Origin of the sequence: Lentibacillus sp. JNUCC-1 (assembly GCF_009741735.1) — a bacterium.
Lineage (GTDB): Bacteria > Bacillota > Bacilli > Bacillales > Amphibacillaceae > Lentibacillus_B.
Map to the genome: position 1 here is coordinate 772,664 of NZ_WHOH01000001.1, position 24,469 is coordinate 797,132.

Annotated in this window: 23 protein-coding genes and 3 pseudogenes; 6 read left to right on the forward strand and 20 right to left on the reverse strand. The window is 43.8% G+C overall.

What is annotated here, in order from left to right; genetic code table 11:
• Positions 1-19: 19 nt before the first annotated feature.
• The 3 genes and pseudogenes from JNUCC1_RS03630 to JNUCC1_RS03640 form a co-directional block, all read right to left on the reverse strand.
• Positions 20-1,063 carry a s-methyl-5-thioribose-1-phosphate isomerase gene (locus JNUCC1_RS03630; RefSeq protein WP_156644156.1) on the reverse strand — a complete coding sequence of 348 codons (1,044 nt, stop codon included), beginning with the start codon at positions 1,061-1,063 and terminating at the stop codon, positions 20-22.
• Positions 1,064-1,376: 313 nt separating this feature from the next.
• Positions 1,377-2,596, reverse strand: a pseudogene (locus tag JNUCC1_RS03635) (NupC/NupG family nucleoside CNT transporter).
• Between the two features lie 72 nt (positions 2,597-2,668).
• Entirely contained in the window at positions 2,669-3,403 is a 735-nt protein-coding gene (locus JNUCC1_RS03640) for a nucleoside phosphorylase (protein WP_442915415.1), read from the reverse strand.
• A gap of 324 nt (positions 3,404-3,727) precedes the next feature.
• On the opposite strand from JNUCC1_RS03640, the gene JNUCC1_RS03645 reads away from it, so the two are divergent.
• The 3 genes from JNUCC1_RS03645 to JNUCC1_RS03655 are packed head-to-tail and all read left to right on the forward strand — an operon-like array spanning position 3,728 to position 5,863.
• Positions 3,728-4,420 (forward strand): DUF1538 domain-containing protein, encoded by a 693-nt coding sequence (locus JNUCC1_RS03645; RefSeq protein ID WP_156644158.1) that lies wholly within the window; start codon positions 3,728-3,730, stop codon positions 4,418-4,420.
• Positions 4,417-5,187: a DUF1538 domain-containing protein gene (locus JNUCC1_RS03650; RefSeq protein ID WP_156644160.1), complete on the forward strand. Its 771-nt coding sequence runs from the start codon at positions 4,417-4,419 to the stop codon at positions 5,185-5,187. Before JNUCC1_RS03645 ends, JNUCC1_RS03650 begins: the two co-directional genes overlap by 4 nt.
• Positions 5,141-5,863 (forward strand): P-II family nitrogen regulator, encoded by a 723-nt coding sequence (locus tag JNUCC1_RS03655; protein WP_156644162.1) that lies wholly within the window; start codon positions 5,141-5,143, stop codon positions 5,861-5,863. Before JNUCC1_RS03650 ends, JNUCC1_RS03655 begins: the two co-directional genes overlap by 47 nt.
• Positions 5,864-5,899: 36 nt before the next feature.
• Here the strand turns inward: JNUCC1_RS03655 and JNUCC1_RS03660 are convergent, their stop codons facing one another.
• From JNUCC1_RS03660 to JNUCC1_RS03725, 14 genes and pseudogenes are all read right to left on the reverse strand, one after another.
• The gene (locus JNUCC1_RS03660) at positions 5,900-6,604 is read right to left on the reverse strand and encodes a LutC/YkgG family protein (RefSeq protein WP_156644164.1); all 705 of its coding nucleotides are present in this window, start codon (positions 6,602-6,604) and stop codon (positions 5,900-5,902) included.
• Positions 6,597-8,035, reverse strand: a pseudogene (locus tag JNUCC1_RS03665) (LutB/LldF family L-lactate oxidation iron-sulfur protein). Before JNUCC1_RS03665 ends, JNUCC1_RS03660 begins: the two are co-directional and overlap by 8 nt.
• A gap of 18 nt (positions 8,036-8,053) precedes the next feature.
• Positions 8,054-8,770, reverse strand: a complete 717-nt coding sequence (locus JNUCC1_RS03670; RefSeq protein ID WP_156644166.1) for a (Fe-S)-binding protein — start codon at positions 8,768-8,770, stop codon at positions 8,054-8,056.
• 167 nt (positions 8,771-8,937) lie between these two features.
• Positions 8,938-9,438, reverse strand: a complete 501-nt coding sequence (locus JNUCC1_RS03675) for a DUF1643 domain-containing protein (protein ID WP_156644168.1) — start codon at positions 9,436-9,438, stop codon at positions 8,938-8,940.
• Positions 9,439-9,751: 313 nt separating this feature from the next.
• Positions 9,752-11,335, reverse strand: a complete 1,584-nt coding sequence (locus JNUCC1_RS03680) for an FAD-dependent oxidoreductase (protein ID WP_442915447.1) — start codon at positions 11,333-11,335, stop codon at positions 9,752-9,754.
• A 9-nt stretch (positions 11,336-11,344) separates the two neighbouring features.
• Positions 11,345-12,874, reverse strand: a complete 1,530-nt coding sequence (locus tag JNUCC1_RS03685) for a DUF4127 family protein (RefSeq protein ID WP_156644171.1) — start codon at positions 12,872-12,874, stop codon at positions 11,345-11,347.
• Between the two features lie 19 nt (positions 12,875-12,893).
• Positions 12,894-13,808 (reverse strand): MurR/RpiR family transcriptional regulator, encoded by a 915-nt coding sequence (locus JNUCC1_RS03690; RefSeq protein ID WP_156644172.1) that lies wholly within the window; start codon positions 13,806-13,808, stop codon positions 12,894-12,896.
• Positions 13,796-14,566: an ROK family protein gene (locus tag JNUCC1_RS03695; protein ID WP_156644173.1), complete on the reverse strand. Its 771-nt coding sequence runs from the start codon at positions 14,564-14,566 to the stop codon at positions 13,796-13,798. Before JNUCC1_RS03695 ends, JNUCC1_RS03690 begins: the two co-directional genes overlap by 13 nt.
• 21 nt (positions 14,567-14,587) lie before the next feature.
• On the reverse strand, positions 14,588-15,412 hold the full coding sequence (locus JNUCC1_RS03700) for a carbohydrate ABC transporter permease (protein WP_156644174.1): 825 nt from the start codon (positions 15,410-15,412) through the stop codon (positions 14,588-14,590).
• A 13-nt stretch (positions 15,413-15,425) separates the two neighbouring features.
• A complete protein-coding gene (locus JNUCC1_RS03705; protein ID WP_331713591.1) occupies positions 15,426-16,334 on the reverse strand; it encodes a carbohydrate ABC transporter permease in 909 nt (302 codons plus the stop codon).
• A 61-nt stretch (positions 16,335-16,395) separates the two neighbouring features.
• Positions 16,396-17,742: an ABC transporter substrate-binding protein gene (locus tag JNUCC1_RS03710; protein WP_156644176.1), complete on the reverse strand. Its 1,347-nt coding sequence runs from the start codon at positions 17,740-17,742 to the stop codon at positions 16,396-16,398.
• 224 nt (positions 17,743-17,966) lie between these two features.
• The gene (locus JNUCC1_RS03715) at positions 17,967-18,830 is read right to left on the reverse strand and encodes a metallophosphoesterase family protein (RefSeq protein WP_156644178.1); all 864 of its coding nucleotides are present in this window, start codon (positions 18,828-18,830) and stop codon (positions 17,967-17,969) included.
• A 16-nt stretch (positions 18,831-18,846) separates the two neighbouring features.
• The gene (locus JNUCC1_RS03720; RefSeq protein ID WP_156644180.1) at positions 18,847-19,620 is read right to left on the reverse strand and encodes an endonuclease/exonuclease/phosphatase family protein; all 774 of its coding nucleotides are present in this window, start codon (positions 19,618-19,620) and stop codon (positions 18,847-18,849) included.
• 208 nt (positions 19,621-19,828) lie between these two features.
• Complete coding sequence (locus tag JNUCC1_RS03725) at positions 19,829-20,848, reverse strand: hypothetical protein (RefSeq protein WP_156644182.1); 1,020 nt, start codon at positions 20,846-20,848, stop codon at positions 19,829-19,831.
• A gap of 220 nt (positions 20,849-21,068) precedes the next feature.
• On the opposite strand from JNUCC1_RS03725, the pseudogene JNUCC1_RS19445 reads away from it, so the two are divergent.
• Positions 21,069-21,296 (forward strand): annotated as a pseudogene (locus tag JNUCC1_RS19445) (DUF2071 domain-containing protein); the annotation flags it as partial.
• Entirely contained in the window at positions 21,286-21,753 is a 468-nt protein-coding gene (locus JNUCC1_RS18915) for a DUF2071 domain-containing protein (RefSeq protein WP_331713715.1), read from the forward strand. The pseudogene JNUCC1_RS19445 and the gene JNUCC1_RS18915, both read left to right, overlap by 11 nt.
• A gap of 65 nt (positions 21,754-21,818) precedes the next feature.
• Here the strand turns inward: JNUCC1_RS18915 and JNUCC1_RS03740 are convergent, their stop codons facing one another.
• Both JNUCC1_RS03740 and JNUCC1_RS03745 read right to left on the reverse strand, forming a co-directional pair.
• Positions 21,819-22,157, reverse strand: a complete 339-nt coding sequence (locus JNUCC1_RS03740; protein ID WP_156644188.1) for a hypothetical protein — start codon at positions 22,155-22,157, stop codon at positions 21,819-21,821.
• A gap of 61 nt (positions 22,158-22,218) precedes the next feature.
• Positions 22,219-22,407 (reverse strand): DUF2249 domain-containing protein, encoded by a 189-nt coding sequence (locus JNUCC1_RS03745; protein WP_331713592.1) that lies wholly within the window; start codon positions 22,405-22,407, stop codon positions 22,219-22,221.
• A 254-nt stretch (positions 22,408-22,661) separates the two neighbouring features.
• Here JNUCC1_RS03745 and JNUCC1_RS03750 point away from each other — a divergent pair, with 254 nt between their 5' ends.
• Complete coding sequence (locus JNUCC1_RS03750; protein WP_197431621.1) at positions 22,662-23,120, forward strand: YlbF family regulator; 459 nt, start codon at positions 22,662-22,664, stop codon at positions 23,118-23,120.
• Positions 23,121-23,222: 102 nt separating this feature from the next.
• Here the strand turns inward: JNUCC1_RS03750 and JNUCC1_RS03755 are convergent, their stop codons facing one another.
• A complete protein-coding gene (locus JNUCC1_RS03755) occupies positions 23,223-24,344 on the reverse strand; it encodes an amidohydrolase (RefSeq protein ID WP_156644191.1) in 1,122 nt (373 codons plus the stop codon).
• Positions 24,345-24,469: the final 125 nt, after the last annotated feature.

The following is a 24,469-nucleotide window of genomic DNA, read 5'->3' on the forward strand; positions in this document are numbered from 1 at the left end:
TTTTCCAAGTCTTGCCTGTTTACTTCAAATAAGAACTAATATTTCTGGCTGCATGAACTCCTTTGTCCGTCACAATCGCGTCCACGAAATTGGGGGTTACAATATCAAATGACGGATACAACCCTTCAATGCCCTCTACGGCCGTGCGCACACCTCTGGCATAGAAAACCTCTTCCTGATTGCGATATTCAATTTCAATGTCGTCAATATTCGGCGAGTTCTCATCCGGACCTTCATAACCCAATACGTAAAAAGGAATATTATGGTGCTGAGCAACAACCGCATACTGGTACGTCCCGATCTTGTTGCACACATGACCTTCCAGCGTGATTTTGTCAGCAGCCGTCACCAGTTTCGTTACCATGCCCTGCTCCATCAAAAAGCCGGGCATATTATCCGTCACTAGCGTCACCTTTGTACCTGTTTCTTTAATCGAATGGGCAGTCAATCGAGCACCTTGAAAATAGGGGCGCGTTTCCGTGCAATACATTTCGATATGCTTGTTCTGCTTCTTCGCCTCGATCAGCATATGAATAAGCGCCGCATCTGCAAAGCAATGGGTCAAGACTTTATCGCCGTCTTCTAAAAGATTGGCCGTATTTTGCCCGCAACGGATGGCGATATTATCAGCTTCTGCCACTTCCTGATCCATCAAAGTGTGCAATGCTGCCGCACAGTCTTCCCCATGATGTCCAGCTTGTACCTGTTTCTCAACTTCTACAAAACATTTATCCAAAATGACCTTCAGACGCTGGCCAGTCGGTCTTGTGCTCAACAACCGTTCGTAAACAGTCTGAGCGTAATCCTTCACGGCGTCTCCTTTCAAGTCGTGTTTGCCTTGGAATGCAAGCGCAAACCCATACCCCGCTGCAATGGCAATCACGATAGCACCCTGAATGGTCATATCTTCAATGGCCACAGCAACATCTTCATACCGATCACAATCCACATACTGCACCTCATCAGGATACAAGCGCCTATTTAACAAAACCACCTTGTCCCCTTGATAATCAACCGTATTATTCAAATAAGCCAGCAGTGGTTCCTTTACATTATTACTCATATGATGATCTCCTTTCTATCTCTAAACCGTTTGTTGGGAAAAACTCTTTTAAAAAAGTGTTGATTAAAAAATATCATCAGCAATGCACCTAATGACACAGCGAAAAATTGAATGACTGCTTCTGGCAACCGCTCGGGGAAAACACGGAGACTCCTGTGGGAACAAAAGCCTAGATGAGACCCCACAGCGCGCAGCGCGAGGAGGCTCATCAGCGCCCACTGGACGCGGAGTGTTTTCCCCGAGCGACCGCATGTGGCAGTTATTAGAACTATCTTGCATCACATTTTGTAGAAATTAACTTTATAAAACCACCTTAAACAAAGAACATGCCTGCAATCGAGGCGCTGAGCATGGAGGCGAGGGCCCCGCCCAGTAAGCTTTTCATGGACAACTTCATATAAAGCTTCTGACGTTTCGAGTCAATCGTGCTCAATGTGTTGGCCATCGTCGCCATTGAGGCAAAGTTCGCAAAGCCACACAGTGCAAACGTAATGATCATAGCCGATTTTTCCGAAAACTGGCCAATGCCCTCCGTGAAATTAATAAACGCGATAAACTCAGTCAACACCAATTTTTCCCCAATCAGAGACCCCGCCATAATCGCTTCATCCCATGGGATACCAATCGCAAACGCAAACGGCGCAATCACATAGCCCAGCATCTGCTGCAGGCTCGTTTCAAATCCAAACCAGCCACTCACATAACCAATCAAGCCATTAATCATATAAATAATTGCGACGAACGCCACAAGCGTTGCGCCGACGATCAATGCAATTTGCAAACCATTAGCAGCACCCTTGGATGCGGCATCAATGACATTCGAGGACTCTGTATCATTTGAAATCTCAATTTCCGCTTCTTCTGTCACCTTTTCTGTTTCCGGATAAAACAATTTGGCAATAATTAATCCAGACGGTGCTGCCATAAACGCAGCGGGAAGCAAGTATTCCAGTTTAACACCGAGAAGCGCATATGATGCAAGCATCGTCCCAGCCACAGAAGCGAGTCCACACGTCATCACCGCAAAAATTTCCGAAACGGTCATTTTATGCAGATGTGGTTTAACCACAAGGGGGACTCGGTCTGTCCAAGAAAAATATTGGCAGCTGCAACGACAGATTCGCGCTTTGTTGTCGTAAATAGTTTGGAAAAAAGCCCGCCAACGTACTTGAAAATAAACGGCATAATGTTCAAATGGTAAGCAATGGCGACGAGTGATGCGAAAAAGATAATCATCGGCAACACGTTAAATGCCACCACAAATGAAATCCCCGATTCTTCCGTATACAACCCGCCGAAAACAAAATCAATCCCTTCGTTCCCGTAACTGATAATGGCATTCACAAAATCGGTAATCCCTTGTAAAATGGTATTGCCGAGTTGCGAGGATAACACGAACCAAGCAAACAACATTTCAAACACCAATGCACTTATAATCAATCGCAAACTGATTTTTCGTTTATTGCTGGAGAAGAGAAAAGCAACACCGCATATGACCAAAACGCCAAACAGCCCCCAGACAAAGTTGAGCAAATTCAAAGTAGTCCCTCCCTTTAGACCCCGGAAACACCTTGTCACCGCTGGCCCATTTGATCGTCGTTCTGATTATTTTTGAACTGAAACAATCGCTTCCAGCGCAATTTCGATTTCATCTTTAACAGCCTGATCAACAATATCTTTATGAGGATTATAATGATCCATATCATCATAGGCATAGCCGTCGAGCGCAAGAATACCGCCAGCTTTCACATTTCGCAGCTTCGCGATGGTGTAAAGGGCGGACATTTCCATCTCAGCTCCCAACGCACCGGCGTCCTTATACAGCTTGTGCGGAAATTCCAGCGGACCCGCATAAAAAGCGTCCAAGGTCACAACCGTTCCTGTACCATATGTCACCGCTTTTTGAGTGGCGGCTTCATTTAAAGCTTGGACCACACGGAAGTCAGCCACAGCTGGAACTCCTTCAGGCACCATCTGCTTTGTTAAACCGTCCGTTCGCACAGCTGAATCCGCAACAATGATACTGCCAGGCGGCAGGGTTCTCGTATAAGAGCCAGCGGTACCAACGCGTATCAGCACTTCAGCGCCAGCTTTAATCAACTCTTCAAAACAAACCGCAGCTCCCGGTGCACCAACACCGTGGCTCGTGACTGTGACCCACTGGCCTTTATAATAGCCATTAAACGTGCGATATTCCCGAGAATGTGCCACTTCTTCAGGCTCGTCCAACAGATCCGCGATCCGCTTCGCCCGGAAAGGATTTCCGCACACAATGACAAGCGGCGAAATGCCCTTAACTGGAATTCTCGTAGTCGGCATCAACTCAACATGATCACTCATTATAATCCCCCTCAAATTTTAAATTAAAATCACACAAGAGGTACGACCTCTCAACAACAATAATAAAGGCGCTGGAAAACGGTGTCAACACATTTTAAAAACAGGAAAAATTCGACATAATTCGGGAAGTGACAGTCACTTGTCGAAAGTGGCGCTTGTCGATGTTGAAATTCGGGTATAGATGGTCAACATTGCAGTTTTTTCGGCAAATGTATGTGTCTTCTTTTAATACCGTTAGTGATATAATGGGTTTATATGCATTTTTTTATAGTTTTGTTTTTGATTTTTCTGCAGTGTATCTCAACACGCAACTTGGGGCTTTACATGGACAATATTAAACAAACGACGATGGAGGTCGTTTACTCGGTTTTACCCATTACGATCGTGATCACAATTTTGCAATTCACGCTCATTAAACTGCCACTGGAGACATTTTTTCAATTTTTAATTGGTGTCGCGATGGTCGGTGTCGGCTTGATTCTATTTTTACTCGGCGTAAATGTCGGACTTCTGCCGGTCGGAGAAATGATCGGCTCAGCCTTGTCCAAAACTAAAAAAATATGGCTGATCGTCTTTTTCGGCTTCTTGCTGGGAACGGTCGTTACCTTGGCTGAACCGGACGTACGTGTCTTGTCTCAGCAAGTTGACCAAGTATCAGGCGGCGCCATCCCCAAGAGCACCCTGATTCTTGCGGTTGCCCTCGGCGTTGGTGTTTTTGTTGGACTTGCCATGCTGCGGATTATTTTTAACTTCCCCATGGCGTGGCTGCTCGGAATCAGCTATGGCACCATTTTCATACTCGCTGCCTTTACACCAGCGACCTTTGTCCCGATTTCATTTGATTCCGGTGGGGTGACAACGGGGCCACTGACAACCCCCTTCGTCATGGCGCTCGGTGTCGGCGTCGCGTCTGTACTCCGCGGTAAGTCTGCTTCAAGGGACGGGTTTGGACTTGTTGCCCTCGCATCCGTCGGCCCTATTCTGTGTGTCATGATTTTAGGAGTGATTTACGGATGAGTTTTACGATATTCAAAGGCTTTGGCCACACTTTGGGGGAAGTGGGCCTTGCACTATTACCGCTCGTTATTCTGTTTATTGTTTTTCAGATCTTCTTTTTAAAATTGCCACTGCGAAAACTTCTCGACATTACAATTGGTTTTCTGCTGACGTTTTTAGGCCTCGCGATTTTTCTTCAAGGCGTCAACATCGGATTTTTACCAGTCGGTGAATTGATGGGTGAAAAGCTTGGCGCTCTTACGCATCGCTGGATCTTAATTCCGATCGGATTCCTGCTCGGATTTTTTGCCATCTATGCGGAACCTGCCGTAGCCGTGTTGATCAATCAGGTTGATAAAGTCTCCAGCGGGTATATTCCGGAAAAAGTACTTCTTTACACACTTTCCATTGGTGTCGGGATCGCTGTCGTTCTGTCAATGATCCGTATTATAGTTGGGATTTCTTTATGGTATTTTATTCTGCCGGGGTACATTTTGGCGTTTATTATGGTAAAATACACATCGAAAACATTTACAGCGATTGCTTTTGATTCGGGCGGTGTGGCAACAGGACCGATGACCGCAACATTCATCCTCGCTCTGTTCGTCGGGCTGGCTTCAGTGACTGAGGGACGCGATCCGCTGCTTGACGGATTCGGAATGGTTGCATTGGTGGCACTCGCTCCGATATTATCCGTGTTAACGCTCGGTGTTTTATATGGCAGAAAGGAGAAGGGTCAATATGCCGAAGAAACTGATGGTGACCATCGTCAAAAAAGAAAACGCTAAAAAAGTGGTTGCCGCCTCAAAAAAGGCTGGTGCCCGCGGCGGAACAGTCCTCCGGGGAGATGGCATCCGGCTGAACGAGAAAAAACGCGTCCTCGGTATACCTGTTGAACGAGAACGCGAAATCGTATTGACACTGGTATCTGACCGAATCTTCCCCGACGTCAAACAGGCAATCATCGATGCTGTTAAATTGGAACGGCCAAGACATGGCATTGGCTTTGTGATCGACGCGAAAAAAGTAACAGGGATCTGTCAAATGCTGGGTATGGATATGGAAGCCGAAGACCATAGCGATGAGGGGGTTAATACCATGGAAGAACAAGACATCTTGTATGATCTGATTGTGACCATTGTCAACAAGGGTGACAACGAAAAGGTCGTCGATGCAACCCGAAAAGCCGGCGCGGAAGGCGGCACCATCCTGAATGGGCGCGGTACAGGGGTCCACGAGAAAGCCAAATTGTTCAACATTATGATTGAGCCGGAAAAAGAAGTGGTATTAACACTGATCGACCGGAACAAAACAAGCAAGGTTCTGGAAGCCATCGAAAAAGATGCCCAGCTCAATAAAGCCGGAAAAGGTATTGCCTTTGTAATAGAAGTCGACCAAACAGTCGGCATTAACCACATTTTAAATGAACGTGTCAATAAAGAATGGCGGAAAAAACATAAATAAAACAAAGAGGGTGCCCCGAGCGGCACCCTCTTTCCGTTAAATTCCCCGCACGATGATATGCACTGCCTGAACCGGTCCATGCACGCCTTTTACAATGTTCATTTCTATATCTGCACTGTTGCTCGGCCCTGAATTGAAGTTAATGTACGGAGACAGATCTTCCCCATTTTTAACCTTACCGTGAATCATGTCGGTCGCCTGGGTCATGCGCGGAACAATGGTCGATTCAGGCACAATCGCGACATACGTTACAGGGAGCAGACTGACTGAACGGGCGTTGTTGCGATCGTTCAGCTGGGTGACCGTTCCAGACTCGGCAAGGCTCACATCACTGACGAAAAAGCCGACATTCGCTTTCCTCGCCTCTTGCACGTTTCGCTCCACACCAGCGTCCGCATCCCAAATATAAACACGCTCATCCTCAAACACATCGCTTAAACCAAACGTGTCAAAACGCTCATCACGCGTCGCAACCATCGGCCCGCCACCATACGATTGCATCACGTCCCGGACCGTTTCTGCCAGCTCGTCTTTTGTTGTTTCAATCACATGAGTGTCTTTCTCCACACTGTTTTCCTTAAAAATCGTCCGAAGCTCAGTCGGCGTTTTCCCCCGATAAACCGCTCGCTGCGGCTGATACGTCCACTCTGGCCGTTCCACATGCGTCCGCCGGGCACCGCCAAGACGATTCCTGACATGATCCAAAAACGCCTCCCGGTTATGAACGGTTCCCTTAGCCATTGCGTCGCTCCCCTTTCTTATGGTCCTTAAACCACTTACGAAAATTGCTGCCATGAGGCGCAGGAAATTCTCTGATTTTCGTCCAATCTTTCAAAGGGCCCGGCCCATTGGAAATAGTCCCTTCATGGCTAAATGGCTTAGCAAAAACAGGTGCGCCCTGTGTCGCCATTTTAAACAATGACGGAGTGCTTGACCCGATGCCAAACGCCGCCATGGCTGCTTCTTCACTTTTATCCGCATAGCCTTCTTCCACATAAATTTCCCTGTGCCTGATTAGTTGCTCATGCAGTGGAATTTTCACCGGACAGGCTTCGGTACAGGCCGCACACAGGCTTGACGCATACGGTAATTCCCCGTATTCTTCGTAACCGCCAAGAATCGGTGATAGAACCGCCCAATCGGCCCCTGATAAATGGAACCAGACGCATGGCCGCCAATATGACGATACACCGGGCACACGTTCACACAAGCCGCACACCGTATACAATGGAGCGCAGACTGGAATTCCGTTCCCAGCGCTTTCGACCGCCCGCCATCGACAATGACCAAATGGAAATCATTCGGACCGTCAACACTCGTCTCACCGACTTCAGGCGTGACATTCGTGACATAGGTTGTGATTTTTTGCCCGACAGCACTGCGACTGAGCAAATTAATCATCACATCCAGCTCGTCCCATGATGGCACAAGCCGCTCCATTCCCATGACACTCACAAGCGTATCGGGAAAACTCGTGACCATATTGGCATTGCCTTCGTTTGTTAAAAGTGACACCGAACCAGACTCCGCCACACCAAAATTACACCCGGTCACACCCATATCCGCATTCATAAACACATCTCTCAACTGATGCCGGGCAAATGACGTCAATTCACTCGGATCATCAGACCCCGTATAGCCCGCTTTTTCTTTTAATGTATCTCGAATTTGCGATTTGTTTTTATGCAAGGAAGGCACCACAATATGTGACGGCCGGTCCCCGTCTTCAGCCTGCAAAATATACTCGGCCAAATCTGTCTCATAAACCTGACAGCCGACCGCTTCCAAAGCCTCATTCAATCCGATTTCTTCCGTGACCATAGACTTCGCCTTGGTCACGTTTTTGGCGTTCTTTTCCTTCGCGACCTTCTGAATGTACGCATTCGCCTCTTCAGCCGTCTCAGCAAAAAAGACATGCCCGCCCCGTGCAGCAAAATTTTCACTCAGCAGATCCAAATAGTAATCAAGGTTTTCCAGCGTATGCCGGCGGATTTCTTCCCCAGCATTCCGCCAGTCCTCCCAATCACCAATCTCGTCATCGCCTTCAGTCGCGGCAATTTTCTTTTCACGAAGCCCGTCCTGCGCTTTCGCCATCGACTGACGCATAAAATCGTCATCCAAAGCCTCGTCTACCCGATCAAAAAAAGGCTGATTGCCAATTTTCATAGCCACTAGATACCGCCCCCTTCATTAGCGTGAATTTAAAATTTGTGCAATATGTTTCACAGGCAGCTGCTTCCCTTTTCGGTCAATCCGCCCTTGAATATTCATCAAACACCCACCGTCGGCCGTAATCAGCACGTCCGCCCCAGTGTCTTCAACATGACGGATTTTTTCATCCACCATCTGCTCAGAAATCGGCACCATCTTAACCGCAAACGTCCCGCCGAAACCGCAGCAATCATAACTGTTCTCAAGCGGCAGCAGTTCCAAACCTTCCACATTTTTCAATAACGTAAAAGGAGATTCCGTCTCGTGCAGCAAACGCATCATATGACAAGACGTATGATACGTCGCCTTGGCCGGATAAACCGCCCCGACATCTTCAATCCCCAGCACATGTACGATAAACTGGGTAAACTCATACGTTTTATCAGCCAGCTCTTGCGCCCGCGGCTCCCAAACAGGATCCCCTGCAAACATCCGCGGGTACTCCTTCAGCATGCCCGCACACGATCCCGACGGCGTAACCACATACTTCGAAACTTCAAAACTCTTAATAATTTGCTTAGCAGATTTCTGAGCCTGACTTTTATAACCACTGTTAAACGCCGGCTGCCCACAGCAGATCTGCCCCTGCGGAAAATCAATGTCACACCCCAGCCGCTCCAGCACCTCAACCATGTCCTTCGCAGCTTCCTGATAAAATATTTCCCCCAGACACGTGACGAAAAGTGATGCTCTCATAGTGACCTCTCCATTTCTGATATTAATAAATGCTAGTGTTATGATAAAGAAGAGAAGAAATCCCCTTTTGCCTGTACACTAGCCAGCTTCCATAATTATCGTTCGACAAAATTCGGGAAGTGACTGTCACTTCCCGAATTTTAGTTATTTCCTCATCAGCCCCGTCATCACACCTCATACGGAATAGCGGCTTCAGAATGTTTTTGAGATAGTGGATGCAGGGGAAACTTGGCTTTTGTTTTGGACCTTTTAATGCAGAATCTCTTTTCATCTTCAACAAGAGCTAGAACTTCCTCCACAACCTTGTTATTTTTTGAGCCTTTTTCACCCCAAGCAAAAACAACCTTTTCTGACTGCATAACTGCTTTTCTAATAGCCTTCATGTTCGTTATTTTTTCTTCCAAAGTTTGCGGCTCTATTTCACTAGGATCAGGCGTTACCTGGGAAAAAAGGTTCACAATAATCATCGATCCATATCCCCAGTCTCTAGCAAAACTAACGCACCTTCTCAATGTTTGATCTGCCTCATTTTCATCCTCCAAGGTAGGGTTAAACATAACAAAAGTCACCGCCGGTTTCTTGCTATCCCATGAACATGTCAGCATATAGCGGTGTGTTCTGTCATTACTGGTTTCACAACTTATCGATTCATCTTCTCTCCACTCCATTATGTCACGTCCATTCTGTTAAATTTTAGTTATGTGCATAAGCAACTTTTTGAAGCACTAGTATAGTAAAATCAAATGCCCTTGCAGATTATGCAAGGGTCAGGGATTCTAGTAGTAGGTATATAACCTGTATGTCTACTATATCAAACTTTTGTTTGGAAGTGTATTTTACCCCGGTAGACAGAATTCAGGTAATGGGTAATGCTGTAAGGGACTGACAGGAAGATTTAAATGAAGAGTTTTTTACGTTAAGACACAAAAATATTCATGCCCCTCTTATTAAGAGGGGCATGAATAAGAAGCTAATATATATTTACAACTCCATATTCTCAGGCCAATGCAATTGTATACCCTGCTCCTTTAACAATTGCTGATAATCATGTAAATACGCTTGATTTTCTCGAACCATATGTGGGGTAACTTTATTTAGTATTGCATATGCAGCCAAATAACCTGCCGATTCCCCTATATTCCATTCCGTTGGATGCAAACGATAGCATCCATTTGTGATTTGGGTTGTCCCTATGTTTTTACACGCAGGCAGAACGTTTTTAACTCTTACAGGGAGTAAGGCCCCTAAAGGAATCTCAAAAGGGTAAGACGGTATGTAGAACGTACGGTTTGAAACTGTTGTGTGGTGTATGTCCAAATGATAGCTTCCGACACCGACACTATCAAAATAATTCTTAATTCTTTTATTCCCTCTTAGTTCCTTGCTTACATCCATCTCCGTGACTGTATAAACTGCTTTAATTCTTCTTGATTCCCGTATATATGGATATTTGGCAAGCCCATCTTCTGTTCCAAGCACATCTTTTCTCAAGCGCAATCCAGGGTACCCTTTGCCCCCATCTAAACGTGGAGCTTCGGTCTGCAGCCAGTACAACAAAGACAAGCTTAATTGTTTGGCGTTTTCTAAGTGTTTCCTGCGTTCTTTATCTGAGACGTCAATAATCGGCCCGAGAAAATAATCATTCTGAGGCCAGTTAAGGAGAGAAATATCACCCTCATATAATTTCCCCTCGAAAAGGTGACGGTCTATTACACGACGATAGGTAAATAAAGAAGGGATATTCTTTTCATTAGGAAATAAAGTGAAAGTCTTCATTGTGGAGGTGTCCTCTGAATTCACAGCATTCCAACTCAGTAGCGGAGAGTCAGAAAAACTAGGATAATATCCTTTCCAAAAATCATACTGCGCTGGCTCATCAATCGTATAATCTTCTCCTTCAATATAGTCAACAGCCAATACATGTGTAATAGCCTGCATGTCGGTTGGGTCCGCTGTCTCTAAGGCGTGTGGTTCTTGAGTATCTGCTTTTGACTCTGCCCCAACTACATATTCTACACCAGCAAGTTTAATCAAGTCTCCACATTCTGTCGCATCTAAAAAGTACGTACCTGTTAGTTTGAATTTATTCTTATCCACCAAAGATTCCACTGTGACTGACTTCACTATGTCATCAACTGCATGGGCATCATAAGGAACACAGTGGTACAAGACATTGATTTTGCCACTATTGATATATGGAGAAAGCATATCTTCCAACACACTTAAAGCCACTTTGGGTTCGTGAGCTAACCTTGTCACCCATGCATTTCCGGGATTGAGGCGCCTATCCATCTTAGCGTCGCTCGTAAGCGGGTAATTTGTTTGATAGTATTGACGAATTCTCTCTCTGAACTCAGTATATGTGTCAGTGCATCCAAATTCCTCTATCCACTGATGTTCGTCTGGAGGGACGGCTTGGCTGGTCAATTGTCCTCCAAGCCAGTCGGTTTCTTCAGTCAATACAACAGTAAGCCCCATTTTCGCCGCTGCTAAAGAAGCGATGCAGCCGCCTATTCCCCCTCCAAGAACGATGACATCGGCTTGTTCATGCTTAAGCAACTTTATCCCTCTCTTCTACTCTAATTCTGGGAACCTCACAACCAGTTTCAATCCACATTCAAACATCCTATTCCAAGGAGCCCAAGTCTTTAGCTCTTCAATTTTAAGGTTCTCAAAGCTATAAAGGATTTCACTATTCAAACGCTGCAACAGCCGTTGATCTCTTTCTCTGCAAACCAGGTCTGCTTGATCTTTTAAGTCAAAATAACTTAAATCATAACTCGGCAAAAAGTCCGCTGTCATCTCCATACGAATTTCCGCCTGATATAAATAATCATCCAAAACGTGGTACAACACATTTTCTTGTATCTTCTCGGGGTCCCCATTTAAGCCTAAAACCCCTTGGGAGATCGTGCTGCCAAGTGTGTTGCAATTTGTATTCCATCCCTTATATGATAACACTGAATCAAGAAGCACCTTCTTATCCATTAAATTGATAAGTTCAAAATCTCCACCGTTTGCATATGCTGAATCTGCTACGATTACTTTTTTGCCGTTATTCATGTGATTTTTCAATTGCTTCACAAATCCAGACATGTTTCGATCATTCACATATGTATGATGTTTACCTGATTGTTCCCACGACTCCTGCATTTCGCCGCCCGGCGTGTTATAGGCAAGAATAAGATCTGCTGTCTCCGGACTTTCAACTAATTTACATCCAGCAGCCAACACATGCGAATTTAAACTCTCTAAAAATGGCCTGTCCTCATACATGGGTATAATTTCCGGGCCTAAGGGGCTGCTCCATACTGGGTATATTTTCGTCGTATAACCTGACAGCTCATTGTAAGCCCTGGCAAGTAAAGTAGCGCCCACCTCGTCAGCACCAGGATATATAAGAACCTGATCTTCCAGGCCCAGCTGAGCCCTTTTTTGATAGATAGCTTTTTGATCAATGGCAGTGTAGCCGTATATTGCACTGTCATCTTGAGGAATGACGAGGCAATTGAGTATACCTTCATGCACAAGATCCAACAAACCCATATTGATGGCTACGTTAAATCGCCTTCTGGTTTCATAATCCGTCACATGTTCGCTGGGCAAGCGCTGCTGTATATCTTTCAGCTCACACAGCTCCTCATCTGTAAGTTCTTCATTGTTACTTTTATCTTCCAAAAAGGCCCTCAGAAAAATTTCCCCTCCCCAATGCTCATAATAGTCAGGTTCCTCATCACTTGAACTGTACTGGGGCGTGCGCATGATGAGGCTAAAGGCATAAACTGGGAGTTCAGGATTTAATGTGAGCAACTCACGCAAGCGATTCAACATTATCGGAACCATATCCTCTTTAAACTCATGCAAACGGGACGGCAGAAGTCCCCCGTACATCAGCATATCAATGCTCAGTATTAATGCATCACAATTCTGAACTTCCTGTTGAACCCACTCCCACAAGCGTTCAATATCAGCCGCTCGCTTTTTTCTCCCCAGTATGTCACGAGGCGGCATTTGTATAGTGACCTCCCGGGCTGTAGCAGCAATTCGTTCAACCATGACCGTATTGCAAGGTCTTTCATCCAAAGGCAAGTAAATGATTTTCATGGAAGGCACCTCCTTAACGTTAAACGATTTCTTCCACCGCTACTTTCTTTCTCAAGCCATTCAATTCTTTAAAAAGAACTTCCAACAAAAGCAGCGTCGATGTTTCATTAACCGAGCTCAAGGCATTTCCGTTTGAAGAGGGTATAAGATAGGACAACTCTGCCTCACAATAGATCGGGGTATCTTTTTGACTAGTAATGCCCACCGTCAAAGAACCCTTTACTTTGGCCACTTCGAATAAGTGATGTATTTCAGAATCGCTCCCCGATAAACTCAATCCAACAACAACCGTTTCCGGGTTTAATAACTCTTTGGACTTCTCCATTTCGTATTTATGGGAAAAACAATCAACTATGATGCCTAGTTCCATTAATTTATACTTTATTTGCGTCACGACAAACGACATTTCGCCCAGCCCATAAAAAAATATTCGATTTACGTTTTTGAGTCGGGCAGCAAATTCTTTAACGTCATAACCTTCATTTAAGGTTTCAAGTTTATTTAGTATTGTGATATAATCTTGCTTTACTTCAATGAGACTTGTTGTATCGGGCTTATCATGAATACGACCGCCCACAATCGCTTCTTTAGCCATCAATCTGAATTTGCTATAAGAATCAATCCCCAGTTTCTTGCAAAATCGAGTAAGCATTGAGCTGGATACGTCGATCTTTTTAGCCATTTCAGATATCGTAAAATCAGGCACTTCATCCAGATTAGTAATGATATAATTGGCGATTGTCGTTTCCCCTTTTGTTAACATATGCTTGTTTGATTCGATCAGTGTTGTGATCTTGTTAAAAGGCTGCAAAGATTCCTGTATAAGAAAGTGTCGCAACGCCCCGATCATCCCCGCGTTGTTGAGCGTTCCGGCGATTTCAATTTTTGTTTGCTGTAAAATTGCGGGAATGATATCTTTCTTTAACTGTTCCATAATGAGCGGATATAGGTAATCTTTCTGATGCGTAATCCCCCGCCGATGACAATCATTTCTGGATTCATGATATAAGTGATGGTTGCGATCCCTTTTGACAAATAATAAACCAACCGATTAATGGCTTGAATGCAGATCTCGTCACCACTTTTCGCCATATCAAAGATCCATTTCCCACTTATGGCATCAGATGAAATGCTTTTTTGTTCAGCCACATAATCAATCAGAGCTTTTGTTGAGGCTAATTCTTCAAACTGACTTCCCTCGATCGGAATATAACCAATTTCTCCACTGCTGAAACTATGACCCGTATGAAGTTTATTATTGATAATATAACTCCCGCCAATTCCCGTTCCAACAGTTAGACAAAACATGCTCTTTGCGCGGTTCCCTTTTCCCAGCCAGGATTCGGCCAGCCCTACACTATTCACATCATTTTCAACTTCTACAGGAAGTTCAAAATGATCTTCCAGAATTCTTTTCAAAGGCGTGCCAGTATATTCGGGGATAAGCGGTGAGGCATATAAGATTTCCCCTTTTTTCGAATCAACCTGTCCTGCCGTACTTACACACACGCCACTTATAATATATTTTTCCAAAAAGCATGTACCTATTTCTTTAACCTTTTCTATAATGGAGCTTCCGCCCAAGTGGGCTTCTGTTGCTGTTTCATGTTTTTCTACAAAAGTACCCGCTTCTGTGAGTACACCGTATTTGATAAAAGAACCCCCTATATCAAATGCTAAAAAAGTTCTCATAGTACCTCTCCTTAGACGCTTTTATCCTTTTACTGCACCTTCTGTAGCACCGGATATAAAGTATTTCTGTAACCAAATAAAGATCAATAAGCTTGGAATGGTCGTTAAAATTGAAGCAGCACTAATTAACTTGAGATTCCCGCCATCGAAGTTTTGTGACATTTGCGCCAACCCAATGGACAAAGTATACATACTGCTGTCTGTTGTATTAATAAGCGGCCATAAATAATCGCCCCAAGTGAATGTAAAAGTATAAATGGCCAGTGAAACAATCGTCGGCTTCACAAGTGGCATCGCAATTTTATACCAAACTTGGAATTTATTAGCACCGTCCAAATACGCGGATTCCTCCAAATCTTTCGGAATGCTTAAAAAGGCCTGACGCATAAAATAAATCCCAAACGCTGTAGCAATTTGCAAGACGGTTAATCCAATATGTGTGTTTCTAAGACCTAATTGGCCAGCAATCTGAAATAAAGGTGCCATATACAATTGAAACGGAACAGTCATTGTTGAAATAATAAGCGTCAGTGCGATTGTGCGACCTCTAAAATCGATTCTGGCAAGCGCATAACCCGCCAGACTGCTAAATAAAATATTAAGCGGAATAGCTATACCGGTAACAATCACAGTATTCCATAAAAATACCCCAAAGTTTGTTTTGTTAAATGAATCTATGAAATTAACCATCGTGGGGTCTGTTGGTAATAATCCGTCATATATGCCTTGTTCAGGGGACTTCAGGGCTATAAAGAAGGTGTATATCAACGGACCGACTGTAACCAAAGTGATAAGTAACATTAAAATATAAACCAATATTTTTTTTAACTTCATTTGGGTTCTCATTGTATCACTCCTTTTAAGCCCTTAAATCTTCTTCGCGGCCACTGGTCAGCTTCATTTGTACTAAAGAACCCACAATCGCTAGTACCAATAAAACAATTCCAGCAGCAGAAGCAATACTGACATCAAGGTTCATGAATTTATCATATATATACATAACAAGTGTAGTCGTGGCTCCGGCTGGCCCACCATCAGTTGTCAATGCAATTTCTTCAAACACCTTCAACCCATTTACAATCGTCAACACTGAAACGAGTGTGATGGAAGGCATTAACATAGGCATCGTTATTCTAGTAAACTTTTGGATCGTGTTAGCGCCATCGATACTTGCAGATTCATATAATTGGTTCGGAATGGACTGAAGGTTAGCTAAGTACATGATCATATAATAACCAAGCCCTCTCCACGCCGTGATAAAAGCAACCGCTGCTAAAGCAGTTGTTGAGTTTGTAAGAAAGTTCATTCCTTTATCCAGAACACCGATCCACACCAAAAAGTTTGATACAGCTCCGCTTTGTGAATAAAGAATTTTCCACATGATCGCTCCAACAACGATCGGCGTTACAACTGGCACATAATACAATACACGAAAGGCTCCTACAGCCCTGATTTTTTGATTTACCAAAGAAGCCAAAATCATGGGAAGAAAGATGTTCAATGGCAGAACGATAGCCAAGTATAAGATTGTGTTAACAAATGCTTTCCAAAACATATCGTCCGAGAATATTTCTTTAAAGTTTGCAAGGCCAACAAATTCACTTGTGTCAGCGATCAGCTTATAATCCAGTAGACTCCATCTGAACGCCTCAACAATGGGGATGATGAGAAATGTTCCTAAAATAACGATCGCCGGGAGTAAAAATAGCCAGGGCGTTATATTTCTCATGATCTTCTTTTTTGATGCCGCTTTAGCATTTCTGCTCACCCATATTCCCCCCTTGGAATGATAGAGACTAGCGGTTTAAATGCTAGTCTCTAAGTTTTTATTAAAATGTGACGTCTGTTATCCCTGCATCTTCAAATGAAGCATTCCACTCATCTTCTATTTTCTTCAATGCTTCCTCAGGTGTCAGCTTACCCTGCAAATTTTCAACAAATGTCATTTTTACGATTTCACGCAACTTCGGGTTATTTTCCAAAGGTGGCATCAGTGATTCCGAACGTTCTAATGACTTTGAAGCTTCCAGCATCCCTAGTGCTTTTGGTGAATCTCCTGGGTTTTGGAAGTAATCGTCTTCTAACGACTCTTTTGTTGAAGGCAGCACTGTTCCGGCTACTTTAGCAAATTCAAGTTGATTCTCTGCATTTGTTACGAATTCCGCCAGAGCAACCGCTGCATCTGGATTATCCGTTTTTGAAGGAATAGAGAAGTTCATAATCGCTACGTTCATCGGTGCATCTTCGTCATTTAACGGCTGCCCTGCTTTTGATGCTTCATAAACATCGGGCGCGCCTGATTCGATCGGGCCTAGGAATGTAACGCCAGTCTCAAGGAAAGAAATGTTTTCTGCCATATATAATTCTTGAGCAGTCGTGAAGCTTCCCTCAGCGTTTTCCTGTGGTATGATGCCTTCTTCGTACATTTTTTGAGTTAATGTAAAGAACTCCAATATCTTATCATTATCAGTTATTTGTGCTTTACCGTTTTCTACAATCGGATCACCATTTGCAAGCGTAATCATTTTATCGATCACAGTTTCTCCTTCGTTAATAACCTGATAGAAAGAAGGATTTCCTGTCTCTTCTGTTATAGATTTAGCAGTCTCGTAGATTCCCTCAGTGCTGTTTGGTGGTGAATCTATTCCTGCTTCTTCAAAATGGTTACTATTGTACCAGCTTACAGTTGTTGTAAGATACCAAGGCAATGCGTATAAGCCCTCGTCGAAATATCCTGCTTTAAACGGTCCTTCAAGATATGAATCCTTTGTATCTTCATCGATCTTATCTGATAGATCCAGCAACCCGCCTTGTGCAGCAATATTAAACACAAATCTCGGAGCTAAATTCACAAGATCCGGGACGTCACTGCCTGTTAAAGAAGTTAATACTTTTTGTTCTATTTCTGCCTGTGGGATATCCTCAATGATAACATTGACATCTGGATGAAGTTCTTCAAAATCCTTTTTTATGTCATCAAAGTAACTATCAAAAGGTTCACCAGCTAAAGATGCTGTCCACATTGTTACGTCACCTGAAAGGCCTTCGTTACCCGAACCGTTTTCATCTCCACTACCGCTGGAAGATTCGTCATTGTTGCCGCCGCAAGCAGCCAACGCAATTAATAACCCAGTTAAAAGAATGGCCAGCATTACTCCTCTTAAACTTTTACGCATTTTATTGCCCCCTTTAAATTATAGAAAACGTCATCGCAGGGAAACGCTTTCATTGTCATTTTATTTCTAATTAGTGACAATGTCAATACTTTTTGAAAATATTTTTTATCACTAGCATTTTTTATGAAATAATTTTTAAACTATGAGGGGTCTATTAAAATATAAGAAACCGTATGAAACTAAATTTCATACGGCACTTTTTATACTACTGATATCAAAACTTGTTAAAAGTTTAGAGTTACATGGCGATCTTGTTCACGCCCTTGAACATATGTGGCTTCATAATTATATGAGGGAACGAAATCCAACAACGCTGTTTGACCAATTGAATGAGTTCTAAGGTTGATACACCTCTCAGTAACTTCAATTATTTTATACTCAAACGGTGTCTCTATGAAAGAACTTCCCGATACAAATAGGGTGCCATTTCTTTGTTTCAAGGTATTAAGATGATTATGACCGGATAAAACGAGTTTTAACTCAGGATACTGCAAGCTTGTTTGAAGAATTGTATCCTGAAAAGAAAGTGGCGGTTCGTGGATAACGTGATCTAATCCACTCTGTTTTTTGCTCATACCAAATACAGGGCTATGGGTTATTAAAATATGTTTTTTGTCTGGATGTGCTTGGAATTTCTTTTCCAGATAATGAATTTGAGCTTGAGTAAAGTAAGGATTTTGCTTGTTTTCCCAATAGTATAAGTGATTGTCTATCCAATGATTAGGTATAATATGCAGTGCAGATGTCTTGTCAATTACAGAATAAGCTGGCTTGTTTTCGCAAAATAGATTAGGGGCATTCTCCATCCATGTATTAACTGCATTCTTATGATCTAAGTCATGATTACCTAAACATAAATAAACGGGCACAGAAAAATTCATTAGCTTGACCGCTTCTTGGATCAAATCTTTTTTGCACGTTTGAACCAAATCACCTCCATGGACCACAAAATCAATCTGTTCGCTTACAACAACGTTCTTGAGATACGTAACTAGGTTATTAATAGATTGAGGGTATGCTGGCTGCTGACAGAACCCTACAGGATTTGCCCCAATATGTGTATCAGTAAAATAAATAAATTTTGTCATAGTTATCCTGCTTTCTTTATATATTCCATACGCTTTGAATCGGATAATGATCTGATAACGTTCGTGTTGTTTTTGTTTGTACAATATCAAAGTCTATCAGTTTCTCGTACATTGCGTTATTCGCTAAAAGGTAATCGATGCGCAATTGAGCTCCATTTTGCTGCATTTCGATGTACGGCGTTGGAAAGGTATGCTGAAATTCCTTTGAAGTCCTTGTATCACGAAGTCCTGCTCCCAGCAATAATTCCATTGGTTTATAATTAATTTCCCCTTCAAGAAGGTGTTGCCGGTTCAATATATTGTTTTCTTTCAAATACTTAATTACGTTATTTTTTTCGTATTGCACTCTATCCAACGGTGATAGAGTGTTTAGATCCCCCATAACAACTGCTGGTCCATCAATATGTTGAATTACATCTGCAATAAAAGCAGTTTCACGCTCTCGTTTTTTCGATTCAAAAGGTGTCAGGTGAGCCACAACAAAACGAATCCCTTTAATTTCTACATGTAATAAGCCGTGATAAATTGGGTCTTTTTCTATTTGTTCGATAACTGTGATCGGATATTTGGATGCAATCCCTACGAAATATGGGCTCGTTGTCATTTCAAACAAAATACTATAATCTAAACCCAACGCCTTCATTTCATTTTGAAAAGTCTCTTGATCCCATCCGTTGAGTTCATTGAAACTAATGACATCACACTTTTGTTCTTGTATCCAGGATTTTAGTCTTGAACGTCTGTCTTTATCAGGACACCCATCCATAATGTTATAGTGCATGACCTTCATGTAATCATTCCCATCTTTTTAGTGATAGATATGCTGTTTATTTTGTTTTCATTTACACTATTCGACAAAGACGGGGAAAACACCTGCTTTTAGAATTTAAATCCTTTAATAGTTGAGTGAAATGGCCAATGTTCAAACGTAGAAGAAGGCTGCCAACTAAGGTCAGCAGCCTTCTTCACAAATTATCCGATTTTCCCCTTCCCCACCATCACGGTAATTCATAATACCCGTCAAATATCGCATTAGCCTCCTCTTTTGACACGCGTCTGTAACTTTCCCCGAAAATACTCATAGTTGATTTGTCACCTGAAAGCTTAAGTTTTGAAGTGTGACCATTTGTAAACTTCACCTGGATTTCGTTTTGGCTTACAGAAGACACACTGCTGATCGCATCATTGCTCATCACATCTGAATAGGGTACAGCACTGGATATATAAGTTGGAGCGACGTGAATAGCGAGATCATTAGTCGGATTCAGCCAGTACCCTGTGAAGGCTTCGATATCAATCCCCTGCTGCTCTTTCTTTTTAGCGGCCGCTGCTTTGGCTTCTGCTTCTTTCCGCTTCTTCTCTTCTGCCTCTTTTTGTTTCTTTGCCTCGGCTTCAGCGCGTGCTTTTTCTTCCGCTTCTTTCTTCCGTTTTTCCTCAGATTCCTTCTTCTTACGCGCTTCTTCCTTTGCAAGACGTTCTACTTCAGCTTTTTGCTCTTTTATGGATGCCTGCAGTTTTTCAGAGTTTTCCTGGATATCATTAAAGACGGCGTGACTCAAGTCTTCTTTTAAAAGGACTTCAATCGCTGCTGCAGCTTCATCGAATTCTTCCTTGGCGAGGGCTTTTTCAGCCTCTTCAAAAGCAGCGGCATATTCCTTTTGCTGTGTCTGAAGCGTTTCTATCTCATCCTGCATTTCTTCGGCGTGCTCAATAAGCAGGTCTGAGCCGTGATCCTCTTCTATCACGCTCTCTATTAGTGCAAGTGCTTCGTCAAGCGCTCCTGCTGTTAATTGTTCGGATGCTTCCATAACCATTTCTGTCTGAGCGCGCAAGGTCTTAGCTTCTTCATCATCAGCTTTTTCCTCCAAAGCCCGTTCAAAAGCTTCAACCGCTGCTTCATAATCCGCTTCCTCAAGCGCGGCCTGACCGTCCGCCATAGCCTGATCATATTCTGCATTCGAACATCCAAACAATCCAACAAACCCCATCATCATGACAACCACCAACCATTTACGCATCAACTTCCCCCTCAACATTAAAATACTCACTCTATGAATCCTCTAGCATAATATATGGTAGAAAACACCCATATATGACCACTATTTTTGAACAAATACCAGATTGGTGCCTGTCACTTCCCGGTTTTTGTCGAATCGGGGGAGGAATTTTAAGTAGGGAAAAGTGTTATAATGAACGGTAATGATTGGGTATCCAGTAATATAAGGAGGCTGTGTTGATATGGATGTGCCGTGGATTGGGATACAGGAGTGGGACAAGCCTTTATTTTTGCATTGGCCGGTGCCGTATGAGGTACTCCGGCCACTCGTGCCAGAGCCTTTCGTGTTGGATACGTTTGATGGACAAGCTTGGGTGGGCATTGTCCCGTTTAAGGCTGTCCACACCAAGCCGCGCTGGGGATCGGACTTGGTTACGCTCGGTTCTCATTTCCAGCTGAATTTTCGGACGTACATCCGTTTTTTACGAGGAGCCAGCTGTTCAATTTCTCAACGTCTATACCAACAGCAGGCTGGCTGCACTGGGGGCGAGGATGATGTCCCTTCCGTATCATCACGCTCGGTTTAGTACAGATCATGGCGGGGGCAGGTTGGCTTACAATATGAACCACCCTGAAGCTCAGTTTTCGGTAGATGTTCGGCATGCATCCGAAATGTTTACTCCAGATGCCGGAACACTGGAGCATTGGCTTACTGAACGGTATCACTTTTACAGCATAAAAGGAGAGCGTATTTTTAAAGCAACGATCGCGCACACGTCTTGGAGCCTGCATGAAGCGCGCGTAGAATCCATAAACACCAATATTGGAAGTTTTATACCTCAGAGGTCCAGCGCGCTGGCCCATGCCGGGGCATCGCAGACGACTTATTTGTATCCGTTTGAAGTGAAAGGGAAATACGTTAAGTAAGAAAAAAGGAAGCCCGCTAAAATTGCAGGCTTCCTTTTTGGCTGCTAAACGCCTTGAGATTTCACTCACCCATTCGACATAATTCGGGAAGTGACAGGCACTTTCTCGTACAAAGCGGCCATTCCCCCGTAGAGTGTGTAGAAAAAGGCGTCGGGTGCGTCGAGCGAGAAGGAGTTGTATTGCTTGGGATCGACGGGTAGTATGTTTTCAAAAAGCTGGGCGCTGTCATAGGCGTAGAAACAGAAAAATGTATAATCAAATTCAGGCATTTTCTCATATATCGTTGCAATGTCGTGAGCGTATTTCTCTAAATGACTTGCCGCTTCTTGCACCATGGTGACAGCATCATCAACAACGAGGGTGATTTTCAATGTGTTTTCATCAACAATTTGCGCGTTTGCCATGACAATCAGCTCCTCGCTTATAATTTGTCAATCTTGATCTGGAAGGTCTCCGGTCCTTGTTCTATATATTCCCATGCGTATTGCTCGGGTACATTGAGTTGAACTGATAGTGCAAAGGCTTAGGATCGTGATCATTCACAATCAGCATTGCTTCACTCGAGGCCAACTTTTCAAACGTCTCGAAAATCACCTTATGCTTCAGATGCGGCGGATACTCTGTCACCTTAATCGTTGCAGCGTATGTACTCACTGTTCATTCCTCCTATATATAAATTATCTTGAATTTCATCTAACTACCCTGATTATAAACAGGAACACCCGCCCTTGCAGTGAGCCACATCACGCATCACAAAAACAATTTCCCATTCGACACAATTCGGGAAGTGACAGGCACTTTGGAGGGACTCGGAACGTCTTTTATACATGAGTGAGTTGGCTCACTGCTTTGCGAGTTGGGGTGGTGTAGAGTTGAGACATAGCAGGTATGGAAGGGTTGATGTGTGGATGATTAAGTTGGACAGAGATTTTGTTGTTGGAAAAATGGAGACGTTTTGTTCCGAGTTGCTTGGGCAGGAGGATTTTCAAGCTTTGAATGGGATGATCGAGCGCTTTAGGACCGATCAAGAAGCCCAGGATCAGTATAAACAGTTTGTAAACTTGTACCACGCTTATCAGGCAAAAGTCCGTGATCAGCGGGAACAAGTTACTGAAGAAGAAACTGCCGAGGTCGACCAGGCTGAAATGGCGCTGTATACTAATAAAGTCATCCGCGAGTATCTGTTTGCAGAGCGGGAGTTCAGCACCATTCACGATCTTATCAGCCGGTACTACAGTAAAACAGTCGAACTTAACCGCATACCCACTCGGCGGGAAGTTAAAATAGAAGGGACAGGCTGTGGCAGCAACCAGCGAGCTGCCGGAGCAGAATATCCAGCCCTTGATTCGACATATTTCGGGAAGTGACAGGCACTTGTCGAAATCCCGTGACATGCAAAAAGAAGCCTTCTCCACTTGAAGGCTTCCTTTGTCCTCTGCAATTCTTAGAGCCAATTATGACCGTTGAGTCTACACTCTTTCCCCCGCGATAAATACTTCTTCAGCCGTGTTTTCCAACTTAAAAGGATTACCGGACCAGATTACAAAATCCGCATCTTTCCCCGGTTCTATGGAGCCAACGCGATCGCTGACCCCGAGGTGCCGGGCTGCATCAACGGTCAATGCTTTTAATGCCTGTTCCTCGGAAATCCCCGCGCGGATGGCATGAACGGCACTTGTTATTAAATATTCGATGCCGACCACGGGATGATCTGTTGTGATCGAGCACGGGACACCCGCATCAAGCAACGTCTTGATCGTTGTCCAACCTTTGTCCTTAAGTTCCACCTTCGAACGCGTTGACATGGTCGGCCCCACCGACACGTGCACATTATGCTTTTTCACGTAATCGGCAATTTTGTGGCCTTCTGTGCAATGTTCTATCGTGAGATCAATATCAAATTCGCGTTTGATGCGCAGCACGGTCAATATGTCATCAGCACGATGAGCATGTACCCTCAGCGGAATTTCCTTTCGAATCACTTTTGCCAAGTTCTCCATTGCCAGATCCCGTTTTGCGTCAGCTTTATTAATGTAATTTTGTGCTTCAATCAGTTTCTGACGCAGCTTGGCCGCAACGCCCATGCGCGTCACAGGCATTTTCCCTTTATCGCCGTGAACACGTTTTGGATTCTCACCCATAGCAGCCTTCATCCCAGATGGCGCTTTAACGACCATTTCATCCACAATTGTGCCGGCTGTTTTTAAAATGACCATCTCACCACCTATAACGTTAGCGCTGCCGGGCATGACCTGAACCGTCGTAATACCGGACGCTCTGGCATCTTTAAACCCTTGTTCCAGCGGATTAATGCCGTCGATTGCGCGCACTTCTGGTGTGACCGGATCACTCGTCTCGTTAAAATCACTTCCATCTTTGCCGATACCTTCCTCAGAAACACCGAGATGTGTATGTACATCGATCAGCCCGGGTGTGATTACTTTACCGGAAGCGTCGATTGTTTCAGCGTTCCCAGGAACATCTTCCGGTGAAACAATATCTTTGAACTTTCCTCCTTCTACAAGCAACACCTTGTTATCAAACTTGTTTCCTGTACCGTCAAAAATTACCCCATTCACAATTGCAAGCATGATACTTCCCCCTAATTTAGATATACGTTTCATTTTACACAAAATTCCACCACCTCACAAACAAACCCCTCGAAAAGTCAGGGTATTAGGGCAATAATATTCGTCACAGTTCAACAAAAATCGGG